General features: G+C 69.5%; 16 protein-coding genes. 14 read left to right on the top strand and 2 right to left on the bottom strand.

Translation table 11 applies throughout. The features are described 5' to 3' along the window. Window positions 1–186 precede the first annotated feature (186 nt). The 7 genes from BWR60_RS06610 to BWR60_RS06580 all read left to right on the top strand — a co-directional run bounded on the left by BWR60_RS06610 (window position 187) and on the right by BWR60_RS06580 (window position 6,776). The gene (locus BWR60_RS06610; RefSeq protein ID WP_088150219.1) at window positions 187–771 is read left to right on the top strand and encodes an amino acid synthesis family protein; all 585 of its coding nucleotides are present in this window, start codon (window positions 187–189) and stop codon (window positions 769–771) included. Further along, window positions 768–1,352: an amino acid synthesis family protein gene (locus BWR60_RS06605; protein ID WP_088150218.1), complete on the top strand. Its 585-nt coding sequence runs from the start codon at window positions 768–770 to the stop codon at window positions 1,350–1,352. The genes BWR60_RS06610 and BWR60_RS06605 overlap by 4 nt, the downstream gene beginning before the upstream one ends. Window positions 1,353–1,574: 222 nt before the next feature. Then, window positions 1,575–2,774 carry an ABC transporter substrate-binding protein gene (locus tag BWR60_RS06600; protein WP_088150217.1) on the top strand — a complete coding sequence of 400 codons (1,200 nt, stop codon included), beginning with the start codon at window positions 1,575–1,577 and terminating at the stop codon, window positions 2,772–2,774. A 191-nt stretch (window positions 2,775–2,965) separates the two neighbouring features. Further along, complete coding sequence (locus tag BWR60_RS06595; protein ID WP_088150216.1) at window positions 2,966–4,849, top strand: ABC transporter permease; 1,884 nt, start codon at window positions 2,966–2,968, stop codon at window positions 4,847–4,849. Beyond that, window positions 4,846–5,625 carry an ABC transporter ATP-binding protein gene (locus tag BWR60_RS06590; RefSeq protein ID WP_088150215.1) on the top strand — a complete coding sequence of 260 codons (780 nt, stop codon included), beginning with the start codon at window positions 4,846–4,848 and terminating at the stop codon, window positions 5,623–5,625. The genes BWR60_RS06595 and BWR60_RS06590 overlap by 4 nt, the downstream gene beginning before the upstream one ends. After that, entirely contained in the window at window positions 5,622–6,326 is a 705-nt protein-coding gene (locus BWR60_RS06585) for an ABC transporter ATP-binding protein (RefSeq protein ID WP_088150214.1), read from the top strand. Before BWR60_RS06590 ends, BWR60_RS06585 begins: the two co-directional genes overlap by 4 nt. Before the next feature lie 12 nt (window positions 6,327–6,338). After that, window positions 6,339–6,776: a MarR family winged helix-turn-helix transcriptional regulator gene (locus BWR60_RS06580; protein WP_088150213.1), complete on the top strand. Its 438-nt coding sequence runs from the start codon at window positions 6,339–6,341 to the stop codon at window positions 6,774–6,776. A gap of 300 nt (window positions 6,777–7,076) precedes the next feature. Here the strand turns inward: BWR60_RS06580 and BWR60_RS38620 are convergent, their stop codons facing one another. Then, the gene (locus BWR60_RS38620; protein WP_088150212.1) at window positions 7,077–8,531 is read right to left on the bottom strand and encodes a calcium-binding protein; all 1,455 of its coding nucleotides are present in this window, start codon (window positions 8,529–8,531) and stop codon (window positions 7,077–7,079) included. Between the two features lie 240 nt (window positions 8,532–8,771). Between BWR60_RS38620 and BWR60_RS06570 the strand changes: the two genes are divergently transcribed. The 3 genes from BWR60_RS06570 (at window position 8,772) to BWR60_RS06560 (ending at window position 11,426) form a co-directional block, all read left to right on the top strand. Beyond that, window positions 8,772–10,517: a calcium-binding protein gene (locus BWR60_RS06570; RefSeq protein WP_088150211.1), complete on the top strand. Its 1,746-nt coding sequence runs from the start codon at window positions 8,772–8,774 to the stop codon at window positions 10,515–10,517. Window positions 10,518–10,857: 340 nt separating this feature from the next. Further along, a complete protein-coding gene (locus tag BWR60_RS06565; protein WP_088150210.1) occupies window positions 10,858–11,112 on the top strand; it encodes a ribbon-helix-helix domain-containing protein in 255 nt (84 codons plus the stop codon). Beyond that, complete coding sequence (locus BWR60_RS06560; RefSeq protein WP_088150209.1) at window positions 11,112–11,426, top strand: type II toxin-antitoxin system RelE/ParE family toxin; 315 nt, start codon at window positions 11,112–11,114, stop codon at window positions 11,424–11,426. Before BWR60_RS06565 ends, BWR60_RS06560 begins: the two co-directional genes overlap by 1 nt. Before the next feature lie 32 nt (window positions 11,427–11,458). Here the strand turns inward: BWR60_RS06560 and BWR60_RS06555 are convergent, their stop codons facing one another. Beyond that, entirely contained in the window at window positions 11,459–12,658 is a 1,200-nt protein-coding gene (locus BWR60_RS06555) for an amidohydrolase family protein (protein ID WP_088150208.1), read from the bottom strand. Between the two features lie 222 nt (window positions 12,659–12,880). Between BWR60_RS06555 and BWR60_RS06550 the strand changes: the two genes are divergently transcribed. The 4 genes from BWR60_RS06550 to BWR60_RS06535 all read left to right on the top strand — a co-directional run bounded on the left by BWR60_RS06550 (window position 12,881) and on the right by BWR60_RS06535 (window position 16,621). Further along, window positions 12,881–13,654, top strand: coding sequence for a ferredoxin--NADP reductase (locus tag BWR60_RS06550; RefSeq protein ID WP_088150207.1), 774 nt, complete (start codon window positions 12,881–12,883; stop codon window positions 13,652–13,654). Window positions 13,655–13,959: 305 nt separating this feature from the next. Beyond that, entirely contained in the window at window positions 13,960–15,084 is a 1,125-nt protein-coding gene (hppD, locus tag BWR60_RS06545) for a 4-hydroxyphenylpyruvate dioxygenase (RefSeq protein WP_088150206.1), read from the top strand. Beyond that, window positions 15,081–15,476 (top strand): Rieske (2Fe-2S) protein, encoded by a 396-nt coding sequence (locus BWR60_RS06540; RefSeq protein ID WP_088150205.1) that lies wholly within the window; start codon window positions 15,081–15,083, stop codon window positions 15,474–15,476. The genes hppD and BWR60_RS06540 overlap by 4 nt, the downstream gene beginning before the upstream one ends. Before the next feature lie 77 nt (window positions 15,477–15,553). Next, window positions 15,554–16,621, top strand: coding sequence for a LacI family DNA-binding transcriptional regulator (locus BWR60_RS06535; RefSeq protein WP_218823374.1), 1,068 nt, complete (start codon window positions 15,554–15,556; stop codon window positions 16,619–16,621). The last annotated feature ends 62 nt before the right edge of the window (window positions 16,622–16,683 follow it).

Raw genomic sequence — 16,683 nt, 5'->3', positions numbered from 1 at the left:
TCCCCCCTCCCCTTGCGGGAGGGGGCTAGGGGGAGGGGGTTGTCGATCGAAGAGATCCGGCGGGACAACGCCGAGGCAACTCCCGCCCCCATCCTGGCAAGCCGTTCCACCGTCACGAACCCCCTCCGCCTGCCCCCCTCCCGCAAGGGGAGGGGGGACAATGAAACCAAGCAAAGAGCCTGATCCATGCCTGAGGTCGAGATCCGCAAGCGCCTGGTCACCGTCGAGGAGATCTTCCACGAGGGCGGGCCGGCATCCACGACGCCGCTGCGGCGGGGCGCCATCATCGCCGTGATCCGCAACCCCTTCGCCGGCCGCTATGTCGAGGAAATCGCCGGCTTCATGGACGACCTGAAGCCGCTGGGACTGGCCATGGCGCAGCAGCTGATCCGGGCGCTGGGCGGCGACCCGAAGGCGATTCAGGGCTACGGCAAGGGTGCCATCGTCGGCGCCGCCGGCGAGCTGGAGCATGGCGCGCTGTGGCATGTCCCCGGCGGCTACGCCATGCGCGAGGCGCTGGGCGGCGCCAAGGCGATCGTGCCCTCGGCCAAGAAGGTCGGCGGGCCTGGCGCGCGGCTGGACGTGCCGGTGACGCATATCGACGCCTCCTATGTCCGCAGCCATTTCGACGCGATGGAGGTCGGCGTGCCCGACGGCCCGAAGGCGGACGAGATCGCGCTGGTGCTGGTGATGACCACCGGCGCCCGCATCCATGCCCGCGTCGGCGGGCTCAAGGCCAGCGAGATCAAGGGCGAGGACGGTCTCAGATGAGCGCGAAGATCCGCAAGATCGTGACGGTCGTCGAGGAGACGGTGACGGAGATGGGCCGGCCGGTCACCCCGCCGACCCGCCGCGCCGCCGCCGTGGCGGTGATCGAGAACCCCTTCGCCGGACGCTATGCCGAAGACCTGACCGAGCTGTTCGAGATCGGCGAGGAGCTGGGCGCGCTGCTGGCCGCGAAGGCGGTGGCGGCGCTGGGCATCGACGGCCCGGCGGCGGAGAGCTACGGCAAGGCCGCGGCGGTCGGCGAGAACGGCGAGCTGGAGCATGCCGCTGCGATCCTGCATCCGAAGCTGGGCACGCCGGTGCGAAAGGTGCTGGGCAAGGGCGCCGCGCTGATCCCGTCCTCGAAGAAGCGCGGCGGGCCGGGGGTGGCGCTGGACATCCCGCTGGGCCACAAGGACGCCGCCTATGTCCGCAGCCATTTCGACGGCATGGAGGTGCGCATCGCCGATGCGCCGCGCGCCGGCGAGATCATGGTCGCGGTGGCGGTGACCGACAGCGGCCGCCCCCTGCCCCGGGTCGGCGGGCTGACCAAGGACCAGATCAAGGGGGAGGACGGCCTCCGCTGACGGATGTGCCGCGAGGATGGCAAGGCCTGCGCCGCCCCCTCACCCGGAATCGCTGACGCGATTCCGACCTCTCCCCAAGGAGAGGTGAACATTCCCTCTCCTTGGGGAGAGGGAGGGCCCCGACGCCGAAGGCGGCGGGAGGGTGAGGGGATGGAGCGGCCGCGGGTTGGACGATAAAAAACAGGGAATGGCTGAACCGGCCGGGACACGAAGGAGACAGGGATGAGAAGGTTTCACGTCGCGGCCGTGCTGGCGCTGGCCGCCGCGCTCTGGGGTCCGGCTTCGGCCGGGGCGCAGGAGATCAAGATCGGGGAGATCAACAGCTACTCCGGCCTGCCGGCCTTCACCGAGCCCTATCGCAAGGGCTGGCAGCTGGCGATCGACGAGGTCAACGCCGCCGGCGGCGTGAACGGCCAGAAGCTGGTCGTGATCTCCAAGGACGATGGCGGCAAGCCGGCCGACGCCGTGACCGCCGCCAACGAGCTGGTGTCGTCCGAGGGCGTCACCATCCTGGCCGGCACCTTCTTCTCCAACATCGGCCTGGCCGTGTCGGACTTCGCCAAGCAGAAGAAGGTGTTCTTCATGGCGGCGGAGCCGCTGACCGACGCCGTCACCTGGACCAACGGCAACCGCTACACCTTCCGGCTGCGCCCGTCGAACTACATGCAGGCGGCGATGCTGGCGGAGGAGGCGGCGAAGCTGCCGGCCAAGCGCTGGGCCACGGTGGCGCCGAACTACGAATACGGCCAGTCGGCCGTGGCGGTGTTCAAGCAGCTCTTGTCCGCCAAGCGGCCGGACATCGAATGGGTGAACGAGCAGTGGCCGCCGCAGGGCAAGATCGACGCCGGCGCGGTGGTGCAGGCCCTGGCCGCGTCGAAGCCCGAGGCGATCCTGAACGTCACCTTCGGCGCCGACCTGGTGAAGTTCGTGCGCGAGGGCAACACCCGCGGCCTGTTCGACGACCGGTCGGTGGTCAGCTTCCTGACCGGCGAGCCGGAATATCTCGACCCGCTGAAGGACGAGACGCCGGAGGGCTGGATCGTCACCGGCTATCCCTGGTACGCGATCAAGTCGCCGGCGCATGATGCCTTCCTCAAGGCCTACCAGGCCAAGTACAGCGACTACCCGCGGCTGGGCTCGATCGTCGGCTACACCACGATGAAGTCGATCGCGGCGATCCTGGCCAAGGCCGGGTCGGCCGACCCCGACAAGATGATCGCGGCGGCCGAGGGCATCGGCGTCGACAGCCCGTTCGGCCCCATCACCTTCCGCAAGATCGACCACCAGTCGACCCTGGGCGCCTTCGTCGGCAAGACCACGGTCGAGGACGGCAAGGGCGTGATGACCGGCTTCGAGTACCGCGACGGCGCCCAATACCTGCCGACCGACGCCGAGGTCGCCAAGCTGCGGCCGGCGGAATAGCCCTCCTCGTCCCCCCTCCCCTCGCGGGAGGGGGCTAGGGGGAGGGGGTTCGAGCCGACGAGAACCGGCTCGAACGGCTTGGACCCAGCCCAGTTCTGAACCGGCAATGCCGGAGCCCTGCATCAGCAACCCCCTCCCCCTATCCCCCTCCCGCAGGGGGAGGGGGGACTAAAAATAACGGGAGAGGCTTGGTGGATTTCCTCGTCGCCCAGTTCCTGACCGGACTCGCCAGCGCCGCCTCGCTGTTCCTGGTGGCGTCGGGCCTGTCGATCATCTTCGGCGTGACGCGGATCGTGAACTTCGCGCATGGCGCCTTCTATATGCTGGGCGCGTACCTCGCCTACACCCTGACCGAACGCTTCTCCGGCGCGCTCGGCTTCTGGGGCGGGCTCGTCGCCGCGGCCCTGATCGTGGCGGCGCTCGGCGCCCTGCTGGAGATCGTGCTGCTGCGCCGGATCTACCGGGCGCCGGAGCTGTTCCAGCTGCTGGCCACCTTCGGCGTCACCCTGATGGTGCAGGACCTGGCGGTGCTGATCTGGGGACCGGAGGATCTGGTCGGCCGCCGCGCACCGGGCTTCCGCGGCGCGGTCGAGATCCTGGGCCAGAGGCTGCCGCTGTACGATCTGTTCCTGATCGTGCTCGGCCCCGTCGTGCTGGGCCTGCTGTGGCTCTTGTTCCGGCGCACCCGCTGGGGCGTGCTGGTGCGCGCCGCGACGCAGGACCGCGACATGATCGCGGCGCTGGGCGTGAACCAGAAATGGCTGTTCACCAGCGTCTTCGCCCTCGGCGTGTTCCTGGCCGGGCTGGGCGGGGCGCTGCAGATCCCGCGCGACGCGGTCACCCACACCATGGATCTGCGCATCATCGTCGAGGTCTTCGTCGTGGTGGTGATCGGCGGCCTCGGCAGCGTGCCCGGCGCCTTCATCGCCGCGGTGCTGGTGTCGGAGCTGAACGCCTTCGGCATCCTGGTCTTCCCCACCATCTCGCTGGTGCTGGTGTTCCTGGTGATGGCCTGCGTGCTGGTGGTGCGGCCCTGGGGCCTGCTGGGCAGGCCGGAGGCGGCGGCGCGGCCCACCGTCGGCATTTCCATCCGCCCATGGCGGCCCTTCGCCCCGGGCGAGCGCATCGCGCTGCTGGCCGCCCTCATCGTCGCGGCGCTGCTGCCGACCGTGGCCGGCGGCTATGCCCTGGCGGTGGCGACCGAGATCGCGATCTTCGCCCTGTTCGCCGCCAGCCTGCAGTTCCTGATGACCACCGGCGGCCTCGCCTCCTTCGGCCATGCCGCCTATTTCGGCCTCGGCACCTATGGCGCCGCCTTCGCGGTCAAGGCGATGGGACTGCCGATGGAGGCGGCGCTCCTGGCCGGGCCGCTGTTCGGGCTGCTCGGCGCGGCGCTGTTCGGCGCCTTCTGCGTCCGCCTGTCCGGCGTCTATTTCGCCATGCTGACCCTGGCCTTCGCCCAGATCACCTGGTCGGTGGCGACGCAATGGGTCGAGGTGACCGGCGGCGACAACGGCATGCTGGGGATCTGGCCCTCCGCCTGGGCGGCGAACCCGGCCGGCTTCTACTGGCTGGCGCTGGCGGTGGCCGCCGCCGGCATCGCCCTGCTGCGGATCCTGACCTTCTCGCCCTTCGGCTTCGCCCTGCGCGGGGTGCGGGATTCGACCCAGCGGGCGGAGGCGATCGGCATCGGCCGGGCCGGGGTGCAATGGGTGGCCTTCCTGGCCGCCGGCACCATGGCCGGGCTGGCCGGGGCGCTGTTCGCCTTCCTCAAGGGCAGCGTCTTCCCGGACAATCTCGGCATCCCGCTGTCGATCGACGGGCTGGTGATGGTGCTGCTGGGCGGCATCGAGACCGTCTCCGGCGCGGTCTTCGGTGCCATCGTCTACAAGGCGCTGGCGATCTGGCTGGTCAGCCAGACCGACCTGTCGAAGCTGGTGCTGGGCGGCATCATCGTGCTGCTGGTCGTGGCCTTCCCCAAGGGGCTGGTCGGCTTCGTCGAGGAGTGGCGGGCCCGGCGGCGGAAGCCGCCTGCCTCGATCTCCGCCGCCTCGCGCATGGAGGCCGCGGAATGAGCGCGCCTTTGCTTCAGGTCGAAGGCCTGGCCAAATCCTATGCTGGCGTGCCGGCGGTGCGCGGCGTCGACTTCACGCTCGAGGCCGGCGGGATCCTTGCCCTGATCGGCCCGAACGGCGCCGGCAAGAGCACCTGCTTCAACATGCTGAACGGCCAGATCCGGCCCAATGCCGGCCGAGTCAAGCTGGAGGGACGCGACATCACCGGCCTGGCGCCGCGCCGGGTCTGGCGCCTGGGCGTCGGCCGCACCTTCCAGATCGCCGCCACCTTCGCCTCGATGACCGTGCGCGAGAACGTCCAGGTAGCGCTGCTGTCGCATCACCGCCGCTTCGGCCTGAACTTCGCCGGCCGCGCCTATCGCGACGAGGCCGACGCACTGCTCGACCTCGTCGGCCTGGGCGACGCGGCGGAGCGGGCCTGCGGCGAGCTGGCCTATGGCGACGTCAAGCGGCTGGAGCTGTCGATCGCGCTGGCCAACGCGCCGAAGCTGCTGCTGATGGACGAGCCGACCGCCGGCATGGCGCCGAAGGAGCGGGTGGCGCTGATGCGGCTGACAGCAACGGTGGCGCGGCAGCGGCGGATCGGCGTGCTGTTCACCGAGCACGACATGGATGTGGTGTTCGAGCATGCCGACCGGGTCATGGTGCTGAACCGCGGCGCGCTGATCGCCGAGGGATCGCCGGAGGCGGTGCGCCGCGACCCGCAGGTGCGCGCGGTCTATCTCGGCGACGGGCTGCTGTATGACGCCAAGCATCGGGAAGAGGTGACCGCATGACGCTCTCGGTCTCCGGCCTCAACGCCCATTACGGCCCGGCGCACATCCTGTTCGATGTCGGTTTCGAGGTCGGCCAGGGCGAGGTCGTCGCCTTCCTCGGCCGCAACGGCGCCGGCAAGTCCACCACCTTCCGCTCGCTGGTCGGGCTGGTGCCGCGGCGCGAAGGGAAGATCCTGTTCCGCGGCGCCGATATCGCCGCCAGGCCGACACATGAGATCGCCCGGGCCGGGCTGGGCTATGTGCCGGAGGACCGGCGGATCTTCACCGACCTGACGGTGGAGGAGAACCTGGCGGTCGGGCTGCAGCCGCCCCGGCCGGGCGCGCCGACCTGGACGCCGGAGCGGCTCTACGCCCTGTTCCCCAACCTGGCCGAGATGCGCCGCCGCCCCGGCGGGCGGATGAGCGGCGGCGAGCAGCAGATGCTGACCATCGCCCGCACCCTGATGGGCAACCCGTCCCTGGTGCTGCTGGACGAGCCGTCGGAGGGGCTGGCGCCGAAGATCGTCGAGCAGATGGCCGACGCCATCCTGGCGATGAAGCGCGAGGGCTTGAGCGTGCTGCTGTCCGAGCAGAACCTGCATTTCGCGCGGCTGATCAGCGACCGCGCCTACATCATCGAGACCGGCCGCATCCGCTTCGGCGGCACGATGGCGGAGCTGGAGGCGCAGCCGGAGATCCGCGACGCCTATCTTGCGGTGTGATAGGAACCGGCCATGACCATCGCCGCGCGCGGGCCCAACGCCTACATCCTCGACGACCAGATCGGCTTCATCCTGCGCCAGGTCAGCCAGCGCCACGCGGCGATCTTCGCCGCCGGCATCGGCGAGCAGGACCTGACGGCGACGCAATGGGCGGTGCTGGCCAAGCTGCTGGAGCGCGGCCCCTGCTCGCAGAACCGCCTCGGCCGCCGCACCGCCATGGACGCGGCGACGATCAAGGGCGTGGTCGACCGGCTGGGCAGGCGCGGCCTGATCGAGACCCGCCCGGACCCGGAGGATGGCCGCCGGCTGGAGGTGGCCCTGAGTCCCGCCGGCCAGGCCCTGGCCGAGCGCGTCGCGCCGCTGGCCCACCGCATCACCGCGGAGACGCTGGCGCCGCTGACCGAGGCCGAGCAGGCGGCGCTGATCGATCTGCTGCGCAAGCTGGGCTGAGCGGGATGAGTTGAGGTCCGGTCACGTCAGTGCGTTGCGGCAGCGACTGACCGGATGCCGAGCGTCTTCGCGTTGCCTCTCACTTGCGAGACCGTTTCAGAATTCCAAACACCGTCATTGCGAGCGCAGCGAAGCAATCCAGGGGCCGTACGCACTGGCCCCTGGATTGCTTCGCTGCGCTCGCAACGACAGCGAGGGATGGGCGTCATGAAAAGGTCTCGCAAGCGGGAGACGCAACAACACACCGTCTTGGTGAGGTCGAGTGACCCGATCGGGCCGAACCTCTTCCCGCTCCAGCCGCTACAGCACGAAGTCGCCGGCCTGAAGGACGACCCGGCCGGCCAGCACGATATGGACGTCGGAGACGCCGTCGCCGTTCAGGTCGCCGGCAATGGTCGTATCCGCGCCGTTGAAGGCGTAGCGCAGCTCGCCGGCGTGGCGGGTGTAGAGGCCGGTGCCGATGAAGCGGAACGCCTGGTTGCCGGCGGCCGCGGTGCTGGCGTCGATCGCTGACAGGTCGATCCGGTCGCCCTGGGCGTGGCTGAAATCGGTGATCCGGTCGGCATTGGCGCCGACCACGCTCTGCGCCGCGCTGCCATAGACGAAGCGGTCGGCGCCGGCGCCGCCCGTCAGCGTGTCCTTGCCGCCGGCCCCGGCCAGCACGTCGCTGCCGCCCCAGCCTTGCAGGACATTGGCGTAGGTGTCGCCGACGATGCTGTCATTGCCCTGGCTGCCGGAAACGACGTCGATGCCGGTCAGGGTGTCCCCTTCGGCCTCCCCGCCCCGGCCGGTGCCTGCGGCCAGGTTGACCACGACCCCGGTGCTGCTGGTGAAGTAGCTGGCGGTGTCGATGCCGCGGCCGCCGTCGAGCCGGTCCGCCCCCGTCCCGCCGCGGAGCACGTCGTTGCCGTCATAGCCCTGGAGAGTGTCGTTGCCGCCGAGGCCCGACAGGATATCGCCCACGTCGGTCAACCAAGCGGCGTTCGCGCCCGTGAGGAGGTTGGCGGCATCCGAGCCGGTCAGGATGTCGGCATAGCTCGAGCCTACGAGGTTCTCCACATCCGGCGCGACCAGGTCTCCCTCGGCTTCGCCGCCGGTGCAGAAATCGCCGATCGAGACGGTCACGCCGACGGTGCTGTCGTGCCAATACGCTGTATCGATGCCGGCGCCGCCGATCAGGATGTCGGCCCCGCTTCCGCCGACCATCAGGTCGTCTCCGTCCCCGCCGCGCATCAGGTCTTCGCCGTCACCCCCGCCCAGGACATCGGCGCCGGTGTCGCCATACAGCCGGTCATCTCCGCGGACGCCAAGCAGCGTGTCATCGCCGCCGGCACCGCGGAGCTCGTCGTCGCCGCTGCCGGATTGACCGTCGCCCGTCAGGACATTGTCGCCGGCGGAGCCGGTCAGAGTGTCGTCGTATTCCGTGCCGATGATGTTCTCGACGTCCTGGTAGATCCGGTCCCCGTGGGCCGCCCCCGGACCGCCGTAATACCTGCTGTCGATCCAGACTGTCGCGCCGCCGCTGCTCCGTCCGGCCCCGGAGTAGTCCACGGTGTCGATGCCGTCGCCGCCGAAAAACAGGTTGTTGCCGCCATCGTCATAGGCAATCAGCAGGTCGTCGCCGGCCCCGCCATAGAGGGTGTCGTAGCCGTGATAGGCGGTCAGCCTGTCGTTGCCGCCGGCACCGTAGAGCGTGTCGGCGGCGTCCGTGCCCCGGAGATCGTTGGGATTGTCGTCGCCATAGAAGTCGGCCATCGAAGCCCCCCGCCTGGTCGCCGCGCCCCGCGGCCGTGCGGGCGGATCCTATCCGGCCCGGCCATCCGCCGCATCATGCGAACGGATGACATCAATGGCCGCCGCAGCCGGCGCTGAAAAAGATTTCATCTGACAGCCATGGATCCACTCGGCCGAAATCTTTAAACTTCCCGCCGAAATAAGATTTCATGCGCGCCGGGGATATCGGCCGACATAGTTCACCGCATTCAGGAGGGGGGCATGACCATTCTCATCGGCACCGAAGGCGACGACCGGCTGTTCGGCGACACCGGCGACGACAGCCTCTACGGCCTCGGCGGCAACGACCTGCTGCGCGGGCTGGACGGCGGCGACTGGCTCGAAGGCGGCGACGGCGACGACAATCTCTATGGCGGCGCCGGCGCCGACACCCTGACCGGCGGGGCGGGCGTCGACATCCTCAACTACGGCGACAGCGCCGCCGGCGTCTCGGTCAATTTGGCCACCGGCGCCACCCATGGCGGCGCCGCCGAGGGCGACGTCCTGCTCGACCGCTTCGAGATCGTCCGCGGCAGCCTGTTCGACGACACCCTGGTCGGCGACGCCGGCGACAACGGGCTGCGCGGCCTGGCCGGGGACGATGCCCTGCGCGGCCTGGCGGGCGCCGACATCCTCGACGGCGGCGACGGCGCGGATCTGCTCGATGGCGGCGAGGGCGACGACATCCTGCGCGGCGGCCGCGGCGGCGACAGCCTGGTCGGCGGCGCCGGCCAGGACCTGGTCAGCTACGCCTATAGCGATGCCGGGGTGACGATCGACCTGGCCGCCGGCACCGGCCATGGCGGCTTCGCCGAGGGCGACCGCTTCTTCGACCGGGTCGAGATGCTGGACGGCAGCCGGTTCGGCGACAGCCTCACCGGCAGCGCCGCGGCCGACGCGCTGAACGGGCTGGACGGCGATGACGCCCTCGACGGCGGCGCGGGCGACGACGTGCTCGATGGCGGTGCCGGCGCGGACAGCTTCACCGGCGGAACCGGCACCGACACGGTCGACTACGCCCACAGCCAGGCGGGGATCGCGATCGACCTCGGCGCCGGCACGGCCCATGGCGGCGACGCCGAGGGCGACAGCTTCGGCGACGCTATCGAGATCCTGCGCGGCAGCCGCTTCGCCGACACCCTGGCCGGCGGCGCCGGCGCCGACAGCCTGTTCGGGGCGGCCGGCACCGACCGACTGGATGGCGGCGCCGGGGACGACGTGCTCCAGGGTGGCGCCGGCGCGGACAGCTTCAGCGGCGGCGACGGCGTCGATGTCGTCACCTACGCCGATGCCGAGCGCGGCGTGACGGTCGACCTGAGCGAGCCGGACCGCAATTTCGGCGACGCGGCGGGCGACGTGTTCCTGGACGGCATCGAGATCATCGAGGGCAGCCGGATCGGCTCCTCGCTGCGCGGCGATGCCGGGGACAACCATTTCCGCGCCTCCGGCGGCCTGAACAGCCTCAATGGCGAGGCCGGGAACGACATCCTCGAAGGGGCCGAAAATCTCGACATCCTGACCGGGGGGCAGGGCGACGACCGGCTCGTCGGCAATGGCGGCAACGACTATTTCTACGGCAATGACGGCGACGACATCCTGATCGGCGGCGGCGGCCAGGACTGGATGGAGGGCGGGGCGGGCGCGGACCGCTTCGTCTACACCGCGATCACCGACGCGAACCCCACCAACCCGAACGGCAACCGCGACGGCATCACCGGCTTCTCCTCCGCCGAGGGCGACATCATCGATCTCGGCGCCATCGACGCCGACGGCGACGCGGCCAATGGCGACACCGCCTTCACCCTGGTCGACGACGCCTTCACCGGCGCCGGGGCGGAGCTGCTGGTCGTGCGGGTCGGCCGCACCCAGCTCCAGATCCGGCTGGACGTGGACGGCGACACGCATATCGATTTCCGCGCCGACGTCTTCACCTACAGCGGGCTGACCGCTGACCAGTTCGTGCTGTAGAGGCCCCTGCCCCTTTACCCGCAGGCACCGGGTCAGATTCTGCTTCTCCTATTCAAAGATCCGTCATTGCGAGGAGGCGAAGCCGACGAAGCAATCCATCGTCCCGCATGAGCGGCTGCATGGATTGCTTCGCTGCGCTCGCAATGACGATCTTTTCATGGGCGCGCTGGTATAGGCCGGCAAGCCTGTGGAGACTCGCCACCTCTGCCCTACCCCTTCACCACCACCGGCACCCGGGTCGCCGGCGGGGTGTTGCGGCTGCGCACCACGCCGTCGGTCGCGGGCTGGAATCGTCTTCATTTATGGTTATATTGAAGACGCGACAGCGACGGAGCACGCCATGTCCCGCACGACGACGATGACGGTCCGCCTCAGTGGCGCGCTGAGCGACTTCGTGGCGGCCAATGTCGGCGAGAACGGGTCCTACGAGAATGTCAGCGAGTATATCCGGGACCTGATCCGCCGCGACAAGGAGCGCACGGAGAAGGAGGCCTTCGACCGGCTGAAGACTGAGCTTCGCCATGCCTTCGCGGCCCCTGAATCCGCTTACAAGCCGCTGACCGCGGCCGAGGTCATCGCGCGCAACCGAACCTGATGGCCGCCGTCCGCGTCCAGGAGGCCGCCTCCCACCGTGTCGATGAGATCTATCGCTACACGCGAGACCGCTGGGGAACCGAGCAGGCGGATCGCTATATCGTGGGCCTGTTCGAAGCCTTTGATGCGATCGAGGCCCATGGGGTGATGTCACGTCCCGTCCCCGCGGCCTTCGGCGTCGACGGCTATGTCTTCCGGTACGAACGGCACTTCGTCTATTGGCGACGGCTGTCGAACGGAGACATCGGTATCGTGACGATCCTGCATACGCGGATGCATCAGATAGACCGCTTCCGCGAGGATTTCGGCTTGTGAGGCTGGCGGGCCTGTGCAGGCCCGCCTCCACCCTACCCCTTCACCACCACCGGCACCCGCGTCGCCGGCGGGGTGTTGCGGCTGCGCTGGCTGCGCACCACGCCGTCGATCACGGTCATGCCGACGCCCGGCAGGTCGCCGAGCTGCACGCTCTCCAGGATCGAGGTGCCGGCGGAGTGCTGGGCGGTGTCGAGGAAGACGAAATCGGCCGACCAGCCGGGCTCGATGATGCCGGCGTCGAGCTTGCGCATCCGGGCGGTGTTGCCGGTGGCGAAGCAGAAGGCGGTCTCGGCCGGCACCTCGCCCAGCGAGGACAGCATCGCCACCATGCGCAGGATGCCGAGCGGCTGGACGCCGGAGCCGGCCGGCGCGTCGGTGCCCAGGATCACCCGCTCCAGCTGCCCCATCTCCTTGGCCGTGCGCAGGGTGAACAGGGCCGCCCGCTCATTGCCGTTGTGCACCAGCTCCAGCCCGCGCTGGCAGCCCTCGCAGATGCAGCGGATCTGGCCGTCCGGCAGGGCGGTGTGGCCGCCATTGATGTGGCCGACGACATCGGCGTCGGTCTCCAGAACCACATCCTTGTCGATCAGGCCCGAGCCGGGGATCGACGGGCCGCCGGTGTGGATCGTGCTCTGGATGCCGTATTTCCGGGCCCACCCGACCATGCGGTTGGCGGTCGGCCCGTCCTTGACCCCGCCGAGGCCGATCTCGCCCAAGAGGGTGACGCCGGCGGCGGCGAGGTCCTTGAAGTCCTGCTCCTCCATCTCCTTCTCGATCACCGGCGCGCCGGCATGGATCTTCACGCCGGAGGGGCGGAAGGCGGAGAAGCTGCGCTGCGCCGTGACCGCCAGGGCCTTCAGCCCGATCACGTCGCGCGGCCGGCCGGGCAGATGCACCTCGCCGGCCGAGATCATGGTGGTGACGCCGCCATGCAGGCTGGAATCGATCCAGCCGATCTGGTTCTGGCGCGGCGTCCAGTCGCCGATCACCGGGTGGACATGGCTGTCGATCAACCCCGGCGCCAGCGTCGTGCCATGGGCGTCGATCACCGTGGTGGCGCCTTCGGTGTCGACATCCTTCTCGCGCCCGACCGCGGTGATGCGGCCGTCGACCGCGACCACGGTGTCGGCGTCGAGGATCGGCGCCTCCAGCTTGCCGCTGAGCAGCAGCCCGATGTTGCGGATCACCAGTTTGGCCGGACCGGCCGGCTTCTGCGGCTCGTCATGCGCCATGAGGACGTTCCTTTTCCGCGGCCCCGCTGTCCGGGGCGCCTCGCCTGTCGCGGACCGTTGACAACGCCGGCGGCCCGCCATTATTGTTAGTATACAAACAAATTATGCCGCAGCAAGGCCGCCTTGCAAATTTCGCCGGAAGAATCTACACGCATCGGCTCGACACCGGCGAGGCTATTTCCCACATTCTGCGCGTTGGTCGCGATCGAAGGGTGACGAGGCATGAGCAACTTCAATGAGGAGCGCGTTGTCAGCGTCCATCACTGGACCGACACCCTCTTCAGCTTCAAGACGACCCGCAACCCGACGTTCCGCTTCAAGAACGGCCAGTTCACGATGATCGGGATCCCGGTCGACGGCAAGCCGCTGCTGCGTGCCTACAGCGTCGTCAGCCCGAATTACGAGGACGGCCTCGAATTCTTCTCGATCAAGGTGCAGAACGGCCCGCTGACCTCGCGCCTGCAGCATCTGAAGGAAGGCGACCCGGTCATCGTCGGCCGCAAGGCGACGGGGACGCTGGTGCTGGACAACCTCAAATCCGGCCGCAACCTGTACCTGCTGGGCACCGGCACCGGCCTGGCGCCGTTCCTGAGCCTGATCCGCGACCCCGAGACCTATGAGCGGTTCGAGAAGGTCGTGCTGCTGCATGGCTGCCGCCAGGTCGCCGAGCTGGCCTATGGCGAGATGATCACGCAGGAGTTGCCGCAGGACGAGTTCCTGGGCGAGGAGATCCGCGGCAAGCTGATCTACTACCCGACCGTGACGCGCGAGCCGTTCCGCAACCGCGGCCGCATCACCGACCTGATCGTCTCGAACAAGCTCGGCGAGGATATCGGCCTGCCGCCGCTGTCGGTCGAGCACGACCGCGTCATGCTGTGCGGCAGCCCGCTGATGCTGGCCGACCTCAAGGTGATCCTGGAGGAGCGCGGCTTCGTCGAGGGCAACCACGGCGAGCCCGGCGACTACGTCATCGAGAAGGCCTTCGTCGAAAAGTAAGCCGGGGACTCACCCCGCTGCGAGATCCAAGGCCGCCGGAGCGATCCGGCGGCCTTCTTCGTTCTCACCTTCCCCCGACGTGTCATTGCCGGGCTTGACCCGGCAATCCAGAAGGTGTCGACGCTCTCTGGATGCCCGGGTCGAGCCCGGGCATGACATAATGGGATGGCGCGCGTTCTCAGCATCCAGACTGTCGATGACGCTATAAACGCGCATCCCTGCCCTTGCCCGCCCCTCCTTTCGCACGGAACGGTCCCGCTCCCGCTGCTATCATTCCTGCCAGAGCGCCACGCCAGGAGAGCAGCATGGGCCCCTATCCGCACGACGCCCCGCCGGCCGAGATCACCGAGTCCAACCCGATGGGGACGGACGGGTTCGAGTTCGTCGAATACGCCTCCTCCGAGCCGGAAAAGCTCGGCGCGCTGTTCGAGACCATGGGCTTCGTGCCGGTGGCGCGGCACAAGTCGAAGCGGGTGACGCTGTACCGCCAGGGCGACATCAACTTCATCGTCAATGCCGAGCCCGACAGCTTCGCCAGCGGCTTCGCCCGCAAGCACGGCCCCTGCGCCTGCGCCATGGCCTTCCGCGTCGCCGATGCCGACCATGCCTTCAAGCGCGCCGTGTCGCTCGGCGCCAGGCCGGTCGAGAGCCGGGTGAATGCCGGTGAGCTGCGGATCCCGGCGATCGAAGGCATCGGCGGGTCGCTGCTGTACCTAGTCGACCGCTACGGCGCGAAGGGGTCGATCTACGAGGTCGATTTCGACTGGATCGGCGACGCCGAGCCGCATCCCGAGCCCGCCGGCCTCTATTATGTCGACCACCTGACCCACAATGTGCATCGCGGCCAGATGGATGCCTGGGTCGATTTCTACAGCCGGCTCTTCAACTTCCGGCAGATCCGCTATTTCGACATCAGCGGCAAGCTGACCGGCCTGTTCTCCCGCGCCCTGACCAGCCCGGACGGCAAGATCCGCATCCCGATCAACGAGAGCGCGGACGAAAAGAGCCAGATCGAGGAGTATCTGCGCGAATACAAAGGCGAGGGCATCCAGCACGTGGCGCTGGGCTGCCGCGACATCTACGCCTCGGTCGCCGCGCTGGACCGGAACGGCCTGGCCTTCATGCCGGCCCCGCCCGACACCTATTACGACAAGATCGACACCCGCCTGCCGAAGCATGGCGAGCCGGTCGAGCGGCTGCGCGAGCTGGGTCTGCTGATCGACGGCGAGGGCGTGGTCGAGGGCGCGCACACCAAGGTGCTGCTGCAGATCTTCTCGCAGACCGTGATCGGCCCGATCTTCTTCGAGTTCATCCAGCGCAAGGGCGATGACGGCTTCGGCGAGGGCAATTTCCGCGCCCTGTTCGAGAGCATCGAGGAGGACCAGATCCGGCGCGGCGTGCTGTCAGCCGACGGCAACCAGGCAGCGTGAGCGGCAACCCCTTCGCGCCGCCGGAGGAGCCGGCCTGGCGCCGCCACCCGCACGCCCCGGCGCCGGGCACGGCGCTGGCGCGGATCGAGGAGATCGAGGATCCCGGCGTGCGGGTGCTGAGCTTCGGCGCCGGCCGCCGGGTCTTCTCGATGCTGCTGGTCCGGCACGGCGGCACGGTGCGTGCCTTCCTCGACGCCTGCCCGCACGCCTTCCTGCCGCTGACCTGGCGCGGCGGCAGCGTGCTGAGCGCCGACGGGCGGCGCCTGGTCTGCAGCAACCACTTCGCCGAGTTCGACGCCGCCGATGGCAGCCCGGTCTCCGGCCCCGCCGATTGCGGGCTCGACGCCCTGCCGGTACGGCTGGAGGCCGACGGAGCCATCGTGATGGGCTGAAGCCCGCGGCGGCGTTGCCGGCCGTGCCCCGGCGCGCCATGATGGAATTGGATAGAATTCCATCATGACGGCGGGATATGTCGAAGCTCCTGGAACCGGATGCCCTGCGCGGCCGGCCCACGCTGGCCGATGTGGCCGCGGCCGCCGGCGTCGGGGTGGCGACGGTCGACCGGGTGCTGAACGGCCGCCGCCCGGTGCGCGAAGGCACGGCGGACCGGGTCCTGGCCGCGGCGGAGCGCATCGGCTATCACGGCTCCGGCCTGATCCGGCAGCGCCTGCTGGCCGCCACCCGGCCGCGCCGGCGCTTCGGCTTCCTGCTGCAGAAGAGCGGCGACGCCTTCTACCAGGCGATCGGCACCGCGGCCGTCCGCGCCGCCACCGAGGCACGGGAGGTCCGCGCCGAGGCCACCGTCGTCTATGTCGACGAGCTGGCGCCGCGGCGGATCGCCGACGAGCTGCTGCGCCTGGGCGGCCGCTGCGACGCCGTCGCCTGCGTGGCGGTCGACCATCCCCATGTCACCCGGGCGGTGTCGGACCTGGCCGCCCGCGGCGTGCCGGTCTTCACCCTGCTCTCCGACCTCTCGGCGCCGGACCGGGCCGGCTATGTCGGCCTCGACAGCCGCAAGCTGGGACGGACGGCCGCCTGGCTGGTGGCGCGCACGGCGGCGCGGCCCGGGCGGGTCGCCGTCTTCGTCGGCAGCCATCGCTATCTGGGCCAGGAGATGTGCGAGATCGGCTTCCGGTCGTATTTCCGCGAGCACGCCCGCGACTTCCAGCTGCTGGAGACGGCGGTGAACCTCGACGATCCCGCGGTTGCCTATCCCTTCACCCTGGAGCTGCTGCAGCGATACCCCGATCTGGTCGGGCTGTACGACGCCGGCGGCGGGCGCGAGGGCATCATCCGCGCCCTGCGCGAGGAGGACCGCACCGGCCTCGCCGTGGTCTGCAACGAGCTGACAGAGGCGACCCGGGCGGCGCTGATCGACGGCATCGTCAGCACCGTGCTGGCCCTGCCGGTCGACGAGTTCTGCGCCGCCGCCGTCGCCGGGATGGTCGAGGCCATCGCGGGCGGCCCGCCGGCCGGGCTGCGCCAGCGCGTGCTGCCGTTCCGGATCTACGTCCCGGAGAATGTCGACCTAAGCTGATGGCGGCGGCAACAATCCATCACGGGCGCCGCCGCCCCATGATGGAAGCGGATAGATTCACG

This window comes from Inquilinus limosus, from assembly GCF_002195995.1.
Lineage (GTDB): Bacteria > Pseudomonadota > Alphaproteobacteria > DSM-16000 > Inquilinaceae > Inquilinus > Inquilinus limosus_C.
The sequence above is the reverse complement of the archived record's forward strand: the minus strand, read 5'-3'. Positions and strand labels throughout refer to the sequence as shown.